General features: G+C 37.1%; 15 protein-coding genes and 1 tRNA gene. 7 read left to right on the forward strand and 9 right to left on the reverse strand.

What is annotated here, in order from left to right:
* Positions 1-737 (reverse strand): hypothetical protein (locus J678_RS19225; protein WP_032027335.1); only part of this gene is annotated, 737 nt, incomplete at its 3' end.
* A gap of 604 nt (positions 738-1,341) precedes the next feature.
* On the opposite strand from J678_RS19225, the gene J678_RS19230 reads away from it, so the two are divergent.
* The 4 genes from J678_RS19230 to J678_RS19240 are packed head-to-tail and all read left to right on the forward strand — an operon-like array spanning position 1,342 to position 2,622.
* On the forward strand, positions 1,342-1,596 hold the full coding sequence (locus J678_RS19230) for a hypothetical protein (protein WP_000701730.1): 255 nt from the start codon (positions 1,342-1,344) through the stop codon (positions 1,594-1,596).
* 2 nt (positions 1,597-1,598) lie between these two features.
* Positions 1,599-1,739, forward strand: coding sequence for a hypothetical protein (locus J678_RS23710; RefSeq protein ID WP_001259410.1), 141 nt, complete (start codon positions 1,599-1,601; stop codon positions 1,737-1,739).
* Positions 1,729-1,956, forward strand: a complete 228-nt coding sequence (locus J678_RS19235; protein ID WP_001087629.1) for a hypothetical protein — start codon at positions 1,729-1,731, stop codon at positions 1,954-1,956. The genes J678_RS23710 and J678_RS19235 overlap by 11 nt, the downstream gene beginning before the upstream one ends.
* Before the next feature lie 12 nt (positions 1,957-1,968).
* Complete coding sequence (locus J678_RS19240; protein WP_000838342.1) at positions 1,969-2,622, forward strand: hypothetical protein; 654 nt, start codon at positions 1,969-1,971, stop codon at positions 2,620-2,622.
* 57 nt (positions 2,623-2,679) lie between these two features.
* Here the strand turns inward: J678_RS19240 and J678_RS0104525 are convergent, their stop codons facing one another.
* A complete protein-coding gene (locus tag J678_RS0104525; protein WP_000284561.1) occupies positions 2,680-3,630 on the reverse strand; it encodes a YagK/YfjJ domain-containing protein in 951 nt (316 codons plus the stop codon).
* 374 nt (positions 3,631-4,004) lie between these two features.
* On the reverse strand, positions 4,005-5,732 hold the full coding sequence (locus tag J678_RS19245) for a hypothetical protein (RefSeq protein ID WP_000344079.1): 1,728 nt from the start codon (positions 5,730-5,732) through the stop codon (positions 4,005-4,007).
* Positions 5,733-5,916: 184 nt separating this feature from the next.
* Between J678_RS19245 and J678_RS0104530 the strand changes: the two genes are divergently transcribed.
* Complete coding sequence (locus J678_RS0104530; protein ID WP_000101621.1) at positions 5,917-6,654, forward strand: hypothetical protein; 738 nt, start codon at positions 5,917-5,919, stop codon at positions 6,652-6,654.
* Between the two features lie 31 nt (positions 6,655-6,685).
* On the opposite strand, the gene J678_RS19250 is transcribed toward J678_RS0104530, so the two are convergent.
* Complete coding sequence (locus J678_RS19250) at positions 6,686-7,606, reverse strand: hypothetical protein (protein WP_000022452.1); 921 nt, start codon at positions 7,604-7,606, stop codon at positions 6,686-6,688.
* A gap of 177 nt (positions 7,607-7,783) precedes the next feature.
* On the opposite strand from J678_RS19250, the gene J678_RS19255 reads away from it, so the two are divergent.
* Positions 7,784-8,050: a helix-turn-helix transcriptional regulator gene (locus tag J678_RS19255; RefSeq protein WP_000572501.1), complete on the forward strand. Its 267-nt coding sequence runs from the start codon at positions 7,784-7,786 to the stop codon at positions 8,048-8,050.
* 55 nt (positions 8,051-8,105) lie between these two features.
* Here J678_RS19255 and J678_RS19260 read toward each other — a convergent pair whose 3' ends face one another.
* From J678_RS19260 to J678_RS19275, 4 genes are all read right to left on the reverse strand, one after another.
* Positions 8,106-9,320 carry a tyrosine-type recombinase/integrase gene (locus J678_RS19260; RefSeq protein ID WP_000235462.1) on the reverse strand — a complete coding sequence of 405 codons (1,215 nt, stop codon included), beginning with the start codon at positions 9,318-9,320 and terminating at the stop codon, positions 8,106-8,108.
* A gap of 168 nt (positions 9,321-9,488) precedes the next feature.
* Positions 9,489-9,578 (reverse strand) — tRNA-Ser (locus tag J678_RS19265).
* A gap of 85 nt (positions 9,579-9,663) precedes the next feature.
* Positions 9,664-11,694, reverse strand: coding sequence for an NADPH-dependent 2,4-dienoyl-CoA reductase (locus J678_RS19270; RefSeq protein ID WP_017392662.1), 2,031 nt, complete (start codon positions 11,692-11,694; stop codon positions 9,664-9,666).
* A 127-nt stretch (positions 11,695-11,821) separates the two neighbouring features.
* Positions 11,822-12,160 (reverse strand): hypothetical protein, encoded by a 339-nt coding sequence (locus J678_RS19275; protein ID WP_025466085.1) that lies wholly within the window; start codon positions 12,158-12,160, stop codon positions 11,822-11,824.
* Between the two features lie 217 nt (positions 12,161-12,377).
* Between J678_RS19275 and argG the strand changes: the two genes are divergently transcribed.
* Entirely contained in the window at positions 12,378-13,721 is a 1,344-nt protein-coding gene (argG, locus tag J678_RS19280) for an argininosuccinate synthase (RefSeq protein ID WP_002049558.1), read from the forward strand.
* Positions 13,722-13,781: 60 nt separating this feature from the next.
* Here the strand turns inward: argG and J678_RS19285 are convergent, their stop codons facing one another.
* Complete coding sequence (locus J678_RS19285) at positions 13,782-15,044, reverse strand: GGDEF domain-containing protein (protein WP_002049535.1); 1,263 nt, start codon at positions 15,042-15,044, stop codon at positions 13,782-13,784.
* Positions 15,045-15,086 lie beyond the last annotated feature (42 nt).

A 15,086-nucleotide genomic window follows, 5' to 3' on the forward strand; every position in this document is an offset into this window, starting at 1 on the left:
GTATCTTCAGGACGAGTTGCAATAACGTCTTCTGGTAAAAGGGCTGTTATAGCACGATTGAGTAGATTCCCTTGTAATGCTCTATCTTTCGCATCGTCTATAGAGCAAAGTAAATATACAGCATATTGCAAATCACCAAACTCTCCTTTTTCCTGATTATAGATAACATTCTTCCGCATTATTAAACATTCAAGATAATCAAAATATAATGTTTCTTGATAAGAACAATGCTCAAAATAGTACTCAAACTTTTCTATAGCGCTGGTATAGATTTGACTACGTTTGTACACTATCGCCTGTGCTTTAATGACAGCATTGCTAGGCTCACGCTCAAATAAAATTTTTAAGATCTCTCGACTAATCTGTAAATGTTCACTTTTTTCAATCTTCGATAAATACCGACTGACTAATTCAGAAATATTCATCGACGCTTGATGCTTGAGTTTGAATAAAATACATTGCTCTAACCAAGCATAATTTTTTGCATGCCCCTGATAGTGAGGGATAAATACTGTTTCAATCAATTCAACCAATTCTAAAGCAACGCCAATTTCCTCAGATGAATTGATAGAAAATTCCCATTTTTGTGGAATAGTCACACTAAATAAGCGAGAGAAAAACCCCGAATTAAGATCAGCTTTTTCTTGAGTAACTAACATCAACATATCTTCTGGAGTAAGTGTATGTTTTTGAGTTTTAATTCTATCTAGTCGTACTTTAAGTAATTTAAAATTCATATATCCCCCTAATTTTTTGAATTTTCAGATAATTTACTATTTTAGACACCAGAATTATATTACTTAAAATTGAAAAAGTACTAGTGTATTAAAAATAATAAAATTATTGATTTATTTATATATTTTCATAACCTCGATTGACTAAACTCACCCTTAATTTTATCATTCGACTGCTGACCTACATCGTCAGTCGGTTTTGACAGACCGTTTACAAAAGGCGCACAACAACGCTGTGATGGTTTTGTGCGTTCTCTTAAGTCACGCCTTTACGGTGAGACTGGGAGGGGCACGCTTGCGTGCGCTGATTTCCTTTTGTATCAGTCTGTCAACCCGCCCAGTCTTGCCACCATTATTTGACAGTAATTTGGTAAGACTCTCTTTCATACAAAAGGAGTAGTCACCATGACTCAGCACTTTCTATCTATATTATTTTCCCTAAAACGATTTTCTATTCCTCTGTTGCAATAGCAACTTTCAAAATTTTTTGCTTATTTGACTGATCTAAACGCTATCTAGCCTTGGAAAGCTTTTTCAGATCTACACTTTAGTCAATTCAGCAAAATATATTACACATCAAATAACACAATAAAAATTAGGGGAAATGATGAAAATTCAAACTTCACTCATTGTTGTCTCAGTTGCACTTCTAGCATCAGGCTGTGCCAGCAAAACCGAACGCCAGTTTATCAGTGGTTGTAAAACAGGCGGCATTAATGACAGCACTTGTTCATGCATCTACGACAAACTTGAAAAGAAATATGGTGAGGGTGGACTGAAAGAAAATATCTACACCTTACAACAAACTGAATCCTTCCAGATGGATATGGTCAATGTGTCCTATCAGTGTATGAAGGAGTAGCCATGAGAACACTTGCAGGCATTATCTGCGTCATCGCTGTGATTTGTGTACTGGGTCTACCCTTCATTAGCTTCATGATCGTGATGGGAATTTTTATTGCATTGGCAAAATTTGCAACTGGGGGGGAAGTAAATGAATTCTAATCTTAAAGCTGGACTGATCAGCACTTATCTGGTCATTGGATTCTTTTTTGCCATCTATCAACATTTCTGGGGGCAGTATAACTATAAGCCATTTACCTACAATTTAGGGCAAGGCTTAGTGTGGCCTGCGGTGATGTTTCCTGTAATCGGTAAAATTGTTGGTGGAATTTTGATTCTACTATTCGTCTGGTTTGTTGTTATTCGTCCTAAATTATAAGGGAGTGCAATCATGAAATCATTATTTTCCACCATTGCCTTGTGTTCCCTGTTAATGGCATGTAGCCAGAACAATCAACCACCAAAAACTGATACTTCAGGTGAGCCTACCAATAATGCTGCTCAGCATACTCAATCAATCTATGCTCCTTATACCGAGGAAGCAGTTAAAGCTAAACTCAATGAAATGCAGATGATTATTGACAATGGTCATGTCTATTTACCTGCTGAGGTCAAGGAAGCGGAGTCTTATATCAGTGGATGGAATAAGTATCCTGATGTGCTGAAAGCCATGATGGAAACTGACCTTAATCCAAACAACACTCAGGAAGCTGCTGACATTCCGCTTGAGAATGAATCTGCACAAGTTAGCGATCTAAATGTTAAGGCTCGCATTAGTGCTAGAGAATCTCAATCTGCTTTTAATGTACAAGGGGCAATTGAATATATTCTTGAAATTCAATCGACCAGCAATCAGCCTTTTGTTCTACAAGGCATGAAAATTAATCGTGGTCGTTGTGGTTATTACACCGCTGACTTTCATAGCAAGATGCCTGTGCAAATGAGCTATAGCTCTACAGTATCGTACTTATTGAAATGCCGTGGTGATCAGGTGCTTGAAGCTGAATTAATCACCGATCAAGGAAATGTAAGTTTGTCTTTTTGATGTCAAACTGTACAAGATAGAGAATACATCTGATAGTCGTGTTCTCTATTTTTAATATCATAATGACTCATTTTGTTCAATATCTCTGCGCCATTTTACTTCAAACTGACCTGTACCAAAAGTCCGCATCTGTGGAGAGGTTTTAGCCCGTAAGCGCTGATCTTCTTTTTCAGGATTGACCAAGTACATCGCTGCACGAATCGCATTTGTAACTTGTATTGGTTGATCACGATGAATCATTCCAACCCCAAGCAATCCATTTTTATCAAATTTTTCCTTGTTGTCTTTGGTATTACAGTTGTAGTGAGTACCCTGTTGATTGGTGATGTGCTTCCAATACTCAGCCACCAGTTTTGCTAAACCTGAATCCTCTATACGACTATTCCCATCATAGATGAGTAATAAATGGCAGTGATAGCCTTTTTCTACACCCTGCTCTAATGCCCATACATAACCTTGTAAGTGCTTAAAACAGGTATCTTTATTTGACATACGATTACATAGAATATCCAATGCATACTTAAAGTCTTGAATACCCCAATGGATTTGATATTCTTTAAGAATAGAGATATCTACTCGAACAAACTGTAATCTAGCATAGTGTGTAAGCAGTTTATTTAGGTAGCATTCCAGTTTAAAGCGATTACGTTGTTCTTGACGCTGAAAATCGAATTGTTCTCGTATTGTATTTTTCATCTCATGTTGAATTATGCCTTGAATATGGAAGATGTGGTTTAGTTCAAATCGTAAAATATCTTCATAAAGATGGGAGTCCAATTTATCCATAATGTAATCTACGAGATTAATCACTCTTTTGAAAACATTAATGATTCTGGAATAAGTAAAATCTTCTCTGTAAATCACCTTAAAAGCACACACAGCATCCAACAGCTCTCGCTTGAATTCTTCATGATCATCAACAAATTGCTCATGGCATGTACTAACCATAAAATCTTCGATTGAGATAAGAATGGATGATTCACTTTCTAATGGATTATTCTGGTACATTTAGGTTCTCACTGAAACATAAGGTTCATATCTAAGTGAGAGATGTAAAATTTTACTGATCATGATTCTAAAGCAGGATGTTGTGGTCATCCTGCTTAGCTGAACATGCTTAGAGACTTTGGAACATACTATAGGGTTAATTTAGAATGCTTTTAGTGATTTGATATTGATACATTGTCTATAACCCATTTGAGTATGGGCTATACTTAACTAAATAACTCACTGTATTTAATCAACGATATAAGTTATTGTTTATATTATTAATAGATAATAATATATATTACCTGTTAAGCAAACCTGTCTAGACTGACCATTACACCACTGCGCCATACAGCGAGAATAACCAAATTATGGGAATATTACAGAAGCTAAACTTACGCTACTTTTTTATTCAGCAATTCAGTTCCTCCTGTATAAAACTGATCCAGCAATCCATATTTTTTCATGTCATCAACACTAGGTTCAATGAATTTCAGCAAATAGTCTTCGTTCGAATATTCCTCCTCTTTCCCACGAATTGGATGAGGGATATCGATCAGAAAAAACTCATCTTTAGTGAGTGTTGAATCGGGCACATAGATACAACTATACATTTTCTGCGACTCGACTTTTGGTATAATTTGAAAAAACTTGCCTGCTACATGACTGAGTCTTCGCGTACTTTTTAAAAATGGTAAAATCTGATTTTTGGCAATCAAATTCAAACAAAATAATAAGAATTCTAGGATGAACCGTTGCTCCTGTTTCTCTAGCTTCTGAATCTGTATTTGGATGTCCGCATCTGGATCGCTGTTTCTGATTAAGTCAGGATTTGTAATCAATTCCAAACGGTATTTTTCTTGAAAGACAAAAGGATAAATATCTTTTTCAATTGTAGTCCGATTTAAAATATCTACACCATATAACAGTGAACCTTGTAAGATATGCTGACGTAAACCCCGCTGATCAAGCAGTCTGCAACACCATGATTCAAAATAGCATTGCATCATTGTCAAATTTGAATCCAAATCATTCAACTTGATATGTTGCTTCTTTTTATTGATTAATGCTTGTTTGAACACTTTTGCAAATACTGTCAAATCTCCTTGTTCCTGATGGCATTGTTGTAATTGCAAATAATGAATTAGACATTCTTTAATGAAACTAGAAATCGTCTCCTGAACTTGTGATGAAGACTGGATACGCTCAATCATTGTTCCAGAAATAATGTTGATTTTATCTGAATCAAGCCCCTTAAGAACCAATGTCGTAAGGTGATTGAGATCGCGTGAGTTGTCAGAATCCAACGGCTGCACCTGCTCAGAAATTACCGTAAAAATATCAGCAATCATTTTTATTTCAAAATGATGTCTTTCACTCGCTTCCAATATATAAAACCGACCATACCGAGCATGATTACCCCAAAAGGTATGAGATAAATTCAACACGTAGGTTGGCGTTATATTTTTTATAAATTTGTTATTGATCGTCCCATGCACATGTACCCGAAGCAGACCTATCTTTTTCAAAAAGTAGATCGAATCAAATATTGCTTGCTTATTTAACCCTGTTTTAGCAACCAGTTGTGTTGTACCTATATTACGTATCACCCCATAAGCATCACATGAGCGAGTCAAGTTTGATAATGTCAACAATACCCTAAAATCCAGTTTTTGTTCGGGTAGTAAATCAAACTTTTTAGTGGTCACTCTGACTTGAGATAATTTGATTAAAATAAGCATTAAAAGGTCAAACTGCTTAATCGCTCTCTTAAGGCGGACATACCTATGATGGGATGTTTCATGTTGATTAACTTTACTCAATAGCAGATTTAAATAATCTAAATTCAGCTGTATTGTTCTAACTCTTGCCCGCCGACCTGTTTCTGGATATGAAAACTCCAATATCTCAAAGCCTGATAACTCCTCCAATACCAGTTTTAATTTTTTATGTTGCACACCTATCTTTTCAGACAATTCCAACAATGAATCGTTGGTTTTTTGTGTACCAAAGAGACTAATAAATTTAATCAGCACCAGTCTAGCGTAGGAACTTAATCTATGTGGTGATAACTCATTAAAATTAAAAATGAGCTGCTTATGCTCTTCTGTCATTTCATCCATACATTTTTATTCATTCAACATTGCTATTAGTAAATTTTAGAATTATTTTTAGATAGGCACAAATATTTACTATAAAATAAATTTAAAACAAATAAACATTTACTAAACGTATTTAGAAATGTTTATTCCACCTTAATTAAAATCTATAATCATATTAGAATTTCAAACATCATAGAACATCAAAATGGCAAGAAAACAACTGACATTGCAACAATGGCTTGATAAAGATCAGACATTAAAATCCTTGTTTTTAGAGCACGAATGTAACAAAGAGCAGGCACTACTGCAGATAGTTCAGCTTCCTGATGGACGATTGCAAATTCAGCCCATCGAAACCATGATCCACCCATTACTCGTAGCAGAAATAACGAATCAATGGGTACTTTTACTCAATGAAAAATATTTTTCCGATCTAAAAAATAGATTCAGAAATTTCAAATATTCCAAGAAAAATCATGCGAATGTGAGAAAGCAATTTTATCTAACCTCACATACAGCCAAAAAAATGGAGGCATTGACTGAAAAGCTCAAACTTAAAACTGAGGCAGAGTGTCTAGAATTCCTGATGAATACGTATGAGGCAAAGCAAACGCTCCCTCCACCCTATAAGCAAAAATTAAATGAAAAAGACATGATTATTGAGGAATTGAACCAACGCATCAAAGCCCTTGATAAAATGCTTTATATTAAACAGCTTCAGGTACGCAAACAGGATGAAGTCATCCAGAAGTATCTCATTAATGAATTAATCAACAGTAAAATTACCATTAATGAATTAACCAATAGCCCCCTTCAGGACGCCAGTGAAATTCAGAAATTAAAACTCCAGTTTTTAAAGGAAATACAGAAAAATATTCAGCTAGAGCAAATCAGGCACCTATCCGTTGATCAAATTGCTTCTGATACTTTTGGTAATGAATAAGCTGATGATTGTTTTTTATGAGTACTTCTTATCACTTTTGAATAAGAATATCCTGTAACAGTTCAGTACAATCCCTTAAGTGGTGAAGAATACTTTCATCATTATAAATGGTGTTATAGGGTATTTTTTTCCCCAGCAGCAAAGCAGGGTCAGTTGACTTCTGAGCAATGATTAATTCGTTTATTTCTAACTGAAGTTTGTCGATCCTGTTCTGATATTTACGATTCTGATAAACCTTTCCATGATAATTTTCATTCTGTTTATTATGGGAATTAATGAGTCGTCCCTTTTCCAATTCTTCAATCAATGCCAGCTTAGAATCTATTTCATTCTGAATCCAGACCAGATTATTTTTTTGATATTCAAGTCTAAGTATTGGCAAAATTGATTTTACCGCCTGTGATAAATTCTCCCACCGACCATTTTTATGAGCTTCATCCCTTAAAACCCGATACAGAATTTGATGCCGTGGGTATACATTCTTATCATTACGAACTTTGACTGCCCGAATACCTCTCATTCGTTTCAAAATCTTTAAATTGCGTTGGGTGCAAATATTTTCATCCAGAGCCTGATAAGCCTGTAAAATGACACTATAACGTTTTTTTTGAATTGTATTTGAAAGCGTATCAAACTCGTCTTTTAATGCATTTAGCTGTTCCAATAGTACTACTATCTGCATAGGTGAAATGACAGTATTCTCACCTAAAATCAGTTGATGAAATTCATTTATTTCTTTCAGAATTAAATCATTGAGGTGTAGTCGCTCGTTCAGCACCTTTCGCTGTATATCGCTTAACTCAGCAACGATGATTCTTTTTTCTGGCTCATCAGCTGTTTTTATATTTCCACATGCCTCATTTTGTAAAAAACTGGATTCATAATAAGTAAACAGACAATCAATGAACTCCTGTTCCAATTCATTTAAGTCTTCAAATTTTATAATAGACATATTTTTATATTCCAATATGTTAACAATGTATAATAGTAATGTTTTTTTATAATTATGCACTGTTCTTTTATCACTGTATACCACTGTCTATCATGAGCCATATGAAAGTATGCAATGTTCAATATCAATACTTTCATACTGTTAATATTTATGTGTATAAAATCCTAGAGGTGGAAAATGATAGAACAGCATTATCGTGTCAAAGACTTAGTCAACTACCCTGAACGCCCTGCCAAGGACTATGTAGATCGTGGTGGTCGCAGACGAAAGCTATCTTATAAGCCTGCAACCAAAGGGATATTGAATATTGCAGAATCCACCTTCTGGAAAATGATTCGTCGGGGTGATTTTCCTGAACCTACCTATTTAACAGCAAGTATGCCCACATGGGCTGAAAGCCAGATTATTGAATGGCTTGAACTCAAAGAGCTTAAAGCAGCATAAATTAAATAGCCTGTCGTTTGACAGGCTATTTTTTTATCATTGGATTTTCATCTTTTTACTGTTGCTGATCCAGCAATGATTCTAGGTAATTCGCCCACTCCTGCATCATCTCCCGACGATTGTTTAAAAATTTGGTTCGATTGTAGGCTGTACCATTATTATCTTTTACTTTATGTGCCAATTGATGCTCAATAAAGTCTACACGTTGTTCTAATATTTCATCCAACATGGTTCGTGCGGTTGCACGTAATCCATGTGCCGTTTGCTTCCCAGCATAGCCCAAGCGTTTTAACGCTGAGTTAATCGTATTATCAGAAATAAAAGTTTTACCATCCCGACCCACGAAAATGTATTCACTGTATGGGTGCAGATCAATAATTGAATCAATTAAGTCAAAGGCCTGATCTGACAATGGTACAATATGAAGCTGCTTGGTTTTACTAGCTGTAAATTTAAAGCATCTTTCTTCACAATAGAAATACTCCTTTTTCAGCTTGCGTATCTCCCCAGGTCGCTGAAAGGTCAACACGGAGATTTTTAACGCCACTTGTGTGATATGTGAACAACGTGGATAAAGTTTGGAGTAGTTCCAAATTTTATTGAGCATTGGAGCTAGTTCCTGCTCCTCTGTCACGGCTGCAAAGTTCCCACCCTGTGGTTTGGGCAGTTCAATATCCTCAATAGGATTGTATTGAATCAGCTTCTTTTTACGTGCTGACTTAAATATCTGGTTCAAGTCCGATTTTAGGCGTTTGGCAACTGACAATGCACCACGTTCAATAATGCGCTTAAAGACCTTAATCTCAAGAATTTCCAAGGTAAGCTGTGGAAAGGTTAAATCACCAATATAGGGATAGACATCGTGCTTTAAACGACGGATCGTCTCTTCATCCTGTTTTTGCTCTAGCTCACGTTTATATAGCCATGCTTCAGCAACAATACGAAAGGTATTTTCTGCTTCTTTCTGTTTCTGGGACTTGGTTTCAATCCGCTCCATTGCTGGATCGATGCCCTGCTTAATGAGCTTCTTATATTCATCACGAATAGTGCGAGCATCATCCAGTGAAACTTCAGGATAAGTACCTAAAGATAAATCATTACGTTTGGCTAAAAATGGACGTGTGTAATTGAATATCCAGTACTTGCTACCACTCTGATCAATACGCAGGTACAGGTTTCCCCCATCAGACAGCTTATACATCTTGTCAGGATCAGGTTTAGCTTTTTTAACTTGTAAAGCACTAAGCTTATTGATTCCACGAGTCGCCATAATTCAGACATAAAAAAATGCAGTAAGAAATAATCTTACTGCATTTTTTACTACTTTATAACTACCGATTGGCGTAGTGCGTCACGGCTTGTCATATCGTATATTTCCAACTTTAACCTTATAAATCATAAACTTATATAGTGTTAAACAGTGTCAGAAACTTGAATTTGGCGGAAGCGGTGAGATTCGAACTCACGGAGGACTCACACCCTCGTCGGTTTTCAAGACCGGTGCATTAAACCGCTCTGCCACGCTTCCATGTGCGTAAGAATACAAAGCTTATTCATTTTATTCAAGAAAAATATCATCGCTTTGTGTTCAAGTGCATATTGTTTCATCAATTTTACAGTTGAGCGGCTAATTCTGCTCCTTCTTTGATCGCACGCTTCGCATCTAGCTCTGCTGCAAGCTTTGCACCACCAATAATATGGTAGTTCGCTATAGTCGACTCGCCTTCTTTTGGCATCAAGTCTTTTACAGACTCTTGACCTGCACACACCACAACAGTGTCTACACGTAAAAGCTGGTCTTGACCGTTATGTTCAATCCACAGCCCTTCATCGGTAACTGCTTTATATTGCACGCCGCGCAGCATACGTACGCCATGCTTTTTAAGCTGGGCGCGATGTACCCAACCCGAGGTCTTACCAAGACCAATACCGAGTGGTGTTGTTTTACGTTGCAGTAAATAAATTTCGCGTATCGCTGGTTCAACTATAGGAGGTTGCATCCCTCCTTCAGAAATGTAGTTCGGATCTGGGTCTACACCCCACTCGCGCTGCCACTCGGCTAAAGGTTGAGGCTGTGGTTGATGTGGTGGTTTAAGTAAAAATTCTGATACGTCAAAACCAATACCACCAGCTCCAATCACTGCGACTTTTTGTCCTACTTCTGCACCCTGTAAAACTTGAGCATAGGAAAGAACTTGTGGTGAATTACTTCCTTCAATTTTTAAAGCACGTGGTATTACACCCGTTGCCACAATAACTTCGTCAAAACCTTCACGCTCAAGTTGTTCACGATTTACACGAGTGTTTAAACGTACATCTACACCTGTTTTTTGAAGCTGTACTTTAAAGTAGCGAATTGTCTCGTGGAATTCCTCTTTACCTGGTACAACCTTGGCAAAGTTGAACTGACCACCTACATCTGTATTGGCTTCGAACAAGGTCACAGCATGACCACGGCTTGCAGCAACAGTGGCAGCAGACATACCTGCCACACCACCACCAACAACTGCTATACGCTTAGGCTGTTTAGTTTTTAAATAAACCAGTTCTGTTTCATGGCCTGCACGTGGGTTCACTAAACAAGACACACGTTTATTTTTAAATGCATGATCTAAGCATGCTTGGTTACAGGCAATACACGTATTAATTTCATCAACACGGTTGGTCGCAGTTTTATTTACCCAAAAAGCATCGGCCAATAATGGGCGTGCCATTTGAATCATGTCTGCCTTGCCTTTTGCCAAAATTTCTTCGGCAGTTTCAGGCATATTAATACGGTTAGATGCAATTACCGGAATTGAAATATGCTGTTTTACATGAGCCGTGTAATCGACAAACGCTGCACGAGGTACAGACGTTACAATAGTTGGCACACGTGCTTCATGCCAACCAATACCCGTATTTAATAAAGTGACACCCGCCTTTTCTAAAGCTTTAGCAACAGTGACTACTTCTTGCATGGTGTTACCGTCATGCACAAGGTCGAGTAGCGATAAACGGAAACAGATAATAAATTTTTCACCAACTTTTGCGCGGATCGCTTTAACAATTTCAACCGGAAAACGCATACGGTTTTCAATTTCACCGCCCCAACGGTCAGTACGCTGGTTTACATGGCGACTTAAAAACTGGTTAATCAGATATCCTTCCGACCCCATAATTTCAACACCGTCGTAGCCTGCCTTTTTGGCAATGTCAGCGCACTGTGCATAGTCTTCAATGGTGCTGAGAATATTTTTTTCAGAAAGTTGACGTGGCTTAAAGGGTGAAATTGGTGACTTTATAGCGCTTGAAGACACTACAAACGGTTGGTAACCATATCTGCCCGCATGTAAAATTTGCATTAAGATTTTTGAGCCATGCTTATGGACAGCATGAGTCACTAAACGGTGCTGCGGAATGTCAAATAAGCTATTCATCGTTCCGCCAGCTGGAGCCAACCAGCCTTGACGGTTTGGAGAAATACCTCCCGTCACGATCAGACCAACCCCACCTTTTGCACGCTCTTCAAAATAAGCTGCAAGTTTTGGGTAATTATAAAAACGATCTTCAAGTCCCGTATGCATGGAACCCATCACCACACGATTTTTAATAGTGGTAAAGCCTAAATGTAATGGTTTTAATAAATTGGCGTAACTTGTCATGCTGCGTCCCAATAATTTTTTGCAACTTGTTGCATAGTACTTTAATACTTTTTTGAAATGTTAGGATGACCACACATATTTTTTTACGTGTTGAAATTGTCAATTATTCGAGCTTGTGTCCCTTCATTTAATTTTTTATGGGTAATTGAAACGTTGAATCTTTTTCCCATTTAAATAAAGAGAAAAATAGCATCACAACAGCAATTACAGTTCCTATAGGGAACATATTAAGCATTAAGATAGATATCACAATTGAACCGATACGGCTGCTTGTAGTTCCAGTCTTAACACTTCTAGCGCATAAGAACTGTGTAGCGATTGCTGCAATAAGCCCTAAAAGACTACCAATAAAGTATTTGAGCGTATGCACAAATATATTGTAAATCGCATAGATAAGCTCTGAAATTACAATAAACCCCGTAATACGATGCAATGTCGATAAAATTTGATTGTGATGAATCAACATATTTTGTTTTTTTCTTTTTAGCATTTCGTTTAAATTGTCATACTTATCGTAAAACTTTATATTTTTCCAATATTAATCTATTTTTCAAATTAAAAAAAAAGAATTCCTTTCCTAACAGAAAAAAAATCGATTTGAAAAGTGATATAGTACTGAGCGAATAAATTCTCTTGGTCACCGAAGTATTAGGGTGCCTATTTCGAAATAGTTAGGACTAGCAATGACTGATAATGCAACGATCTTGCAGCATGTACCAGTAGGCAAAAAAGTTGGGATTGCCTTCTCCGGAGGCTTAGACACTTCAGCTGCTTTATTGTGGATGAAACAAAAAGGCGCTGAGCCTTATGCATACACTGCAAACTTAGGCCAGCCAGATGAAGATGACTACGATGCAATTCCAAAGAAAGCAGAACAATACGGCGCTGTAAAAGCTCGCTTAATTGACTGCCGCTTACAATTGGCACTTGAAGGTATTGCTGCAATTCAGTGTGGTGCATTCCATATCAGTACAGGTGGTGTTCCTTATTTCAATACGACTCCACTCGGTCGTGCAGTAACAGGTACTATGCTCGTTACTGCTATGAAAGAAGATGACGTAAACATCTGGGGTGACGGTTCAACTTATAAAGGTAACGATATTGAGCGTTTCTATCGTTATGGTTTATTAACCAACCCAAATCTTAAAATTTATAAGCCTTGGCTAGATCAAAACTTTATTGATGAGCTTGGTGGCCGTGCAGAAATGTCACAGTTCCTCATCGACAACGGTTTTGACTACAAAATGTCAAAAGAAAAAGCGTACTCAACTGACTCAAACATGTTGGGCGCAACTCACGAAGCAAAAGATCTTGAATACCTAAATGCAGGTATCAAAATCGTTGATCCAATTATGGGCGTTGCTTTCTGGAAAGAAGAAGTTGAAATCAAACCTGAAGAAGTAACTGTACGTTTTGAAGAAGGTGTTCCTGTTGCGTTAAATGGTCAAACTTTTAACAATCCAGTTGAGCTTATTCTTGAAGCAAACCGTATTGGTGGTCGTCATGGTTTAGGTATGTCTGACCAAATCGAAAACCGTATTATCGAAGCAAAATCTCGCGGTATTTATGAAGCACCGGGTATGGCTCTTCTTCATATTGCTTACGAGCGTTTGGTTACTGGTATTCATAACGAAGATACGATCGAACAATACCGCATTAATGGTTTACGTTTAGGTCGTTTACTTTACCAAGGTCGTTGGTTCGACTCTCAAGCGCTTATGCTTCGTGAAACTGCACAGCGTTGGGTTGCTAAAGCGATTACTGGTGAAGTGACCCTTGAACTTCGTCGTGGTAATGACTACACCATTATGAACACTGAATCTCCAAACTTAACGTATGAAGCTGAACGTTTAACAATGGAAAAAGGCGATTCAATGTTTACGCCAATGGATCGTATTGGTCAGTTGACTATGCGTAACCTCGACATTACCGATACACGTGCAAAACTTGGTATCTATACAGATGCTGGTTTGCTTTCAATCGGTCAAGGTTCTGCTATTCCTCAATTAGACAATAAGAAAAAATAATTTTCTTATAACGTCAAAAAAGCCACCTCTATAGGTGGCTTTTTTAAGTCTCATGTCAAACTAAGCAATTTCTGCAACTTGTAAAGGCTGATAATAAATTTGATTACGGCCAAGCTGCTTTGCTCTATATAAAGCCTGATCTGCGGCATGAATCAGTTTATCTTGTCCCATCTTTAATCCACCTGTATATACAGTAAATCCTAAACTGATCGTGACATACTTTGACACTAACGAAGCAGCATGAGGAATGGCTTGCCGTTCAATCGCTTTATAAATATTTGCAGCCACTGCGTATGCACCCTGTGCAGGTGTTTCAGGTAAAAGTACAACGAACTCTTCACCGCCATAACGCGCAACAAAATCGACATGACGAATCGAGTTTTTAATTGCTGCCGCAATACTAGAGATGACTTTATCCCCCATCTGATGCCCATAAAAATCGTTATAGTTTTTAAAAAAATCGATATCAATAAATAAAACAGCTAACGGACGTTTCTCTTGATTTGCACGGTAATAGAAGAAGTCAAACATTTCGTCAAAGGTACGACGGTTTGAAATTTGAGTAAGCGCATCTTGCTGACTTAAATGCAGAAGTTCAGATGCTTCAATCCGTAAAATCTGCTCATTAATTTCAGCAAGTTGGTTATTTAAAAAAAGACTTCGCTCTCTTGAGATGAGCATAGTGCTAATTGAGAAACCTAAAATACAAGTGCCGAACAAGGCCCGACCGAGGGCAATATAATCACAATTTACATTCAATAAATTAAGAAAAACAAAAACCAATATTGCTGCTGATAAACCAACGTACAGCATATGTAATGGTTTGATGCCACTTAGAATAAAACCAAGCATATATAAAAATGAAAGAAGCAACATCGACTGATTTTTAAGTGCCATATTTTCGACACTGAGCAACAACATGGCACTTGTAATAATTGAGAAGAAAACAATGCCACAAGCAGCAAAATAAAAGTGATTAGAGAGTTTTTTAAATTTGGCAAAAATCCAAAATAATAAGAGTGCAAGCGCAATATTCATTGCACTCAACAAACAATGAATAAAGTCTAAAGTAATATATGGTTCACCAATTACTAAGTAGTCAGTTGGAAGTGCCAGTAAAATAAAAATTAAATAAGTAAGTACTCCACTTGCTAAAAACTTAGAGATGTTTTGCCGTGTACGATCAAGGTTTAAACACCAGAATTTTTTTTCTAGCTGCTTTGGTAAAGGCATATTGGCGTAACGATGGGTATGTAGAGTGACCAAATACTCGATTTCTTCTTTCGATTTGAGTAATTGATGGACATTTCCCCTATTCGCCACTAGTCGATTCCTACATATTTCGCGTTAACAAAATATAACATT

Source organism: Acinetobacter sp. 1424608 (assembly GCF_000588255.1).
Taxonomy (GTDB): domain Bacteria; phylum Pseudomonadota; class Gammaproteobacteria; order Pseudomonadales; family Moraxellaceae; genus Acinetobacter; species Acinetobacter nosocomialis.

Excerpts from the sequence above, each read along its gene's own strand:
- J678_RS19230 (WP_000701730.1), top strand. The coding sequence starts at position 1,342 with ATGAAAATTCAAACTTCACTCATTGTTGTCTCAGTTGCACTTCTAGCA.
- J678_RS23710 (WP_001259410.1), top strand. The coding sequence starts at position 1,599 with ATGAGAACACTTGCAGGCATTATCTGCGTCATCGCTGTGATTTGTGTA.
- J678_RS19235 (WP_001087629.1), top strand. The coding sequence starts at position 1,729 with ATGAATTCTAATCTTAAAGCTGGACTGATCAGCACTTATCTGGTCATT.
- J678_RS19240 (WP_000838342.1), top strand. The coding sequence starts at position 1,969 with ATGAAATCATTATTTTCCACCATTGCCTTGTGTTCCCTGTTAATGGCA.
- J678_RS0104525 (WP_000284561.1), bottom strand. The coding sequence starts at position 3,630 with ATGTACCAGAATAATCCATTAGAAAGTGAATCATCCATTCTTATCTCA.
- J678_RS19245 (WP_000344079.1), bottom strand. The coding sequence starts at position 5,732 with ATGGATGAAATGACAGAAGAGCATAAGCAGCTCATTTTTAATTTTAAT.
- J678_RS0104530 (WP_000101621.1), top strand. The coding sequence starts at position 5,917 with ATGGCAAGAAAACAACTGACATTGCAACAATGGCTTGATAAAGATCAG.
- J678_RS19250 (WP_000022452.1), bottom strand. The coding sequence starts at position 7,606 with ATGTCTATTATAAAATTTGAAGACTTAAATGAATTGGAACAGGAGTTC.
- J678_RS19255 (WP_000572501.1), top strand. The coding sequence starts at position 7,784 with ATGATAGAACAGCATTATCGTGTCAAAGACTTAGTCAACTACCCTGAA.
- J678_RS19260 (WP_000235462.1), bottom strand. The coding sequence starts at position 9,320 with ATGGCGACTCGTGGAATCAATAAGCTTAGTGCTTTACAAGTTAAAAAA.
- J678_RS19270 (WP_017392662.1), bottom strand. The coding sequence starts at position 11,694 with ATGACAAGTTACGCCAATTTATTAAAACCATTACATTTAGGCTTTACC.
- J678_RS19275 (WP_025466085.1), bottom strand. The coding sequence starts at position 12,160 with ATGTTGATTCATCACAATCAAATTTTATCGACATTGCATCGTATTACG.
- argG (WP_002049558.1), top strand. The coding sequence starts at position 12,378 with ATGACTGATAATGCAACGATCTTGCAGCATGTACCAGTAGGCAAAAAA.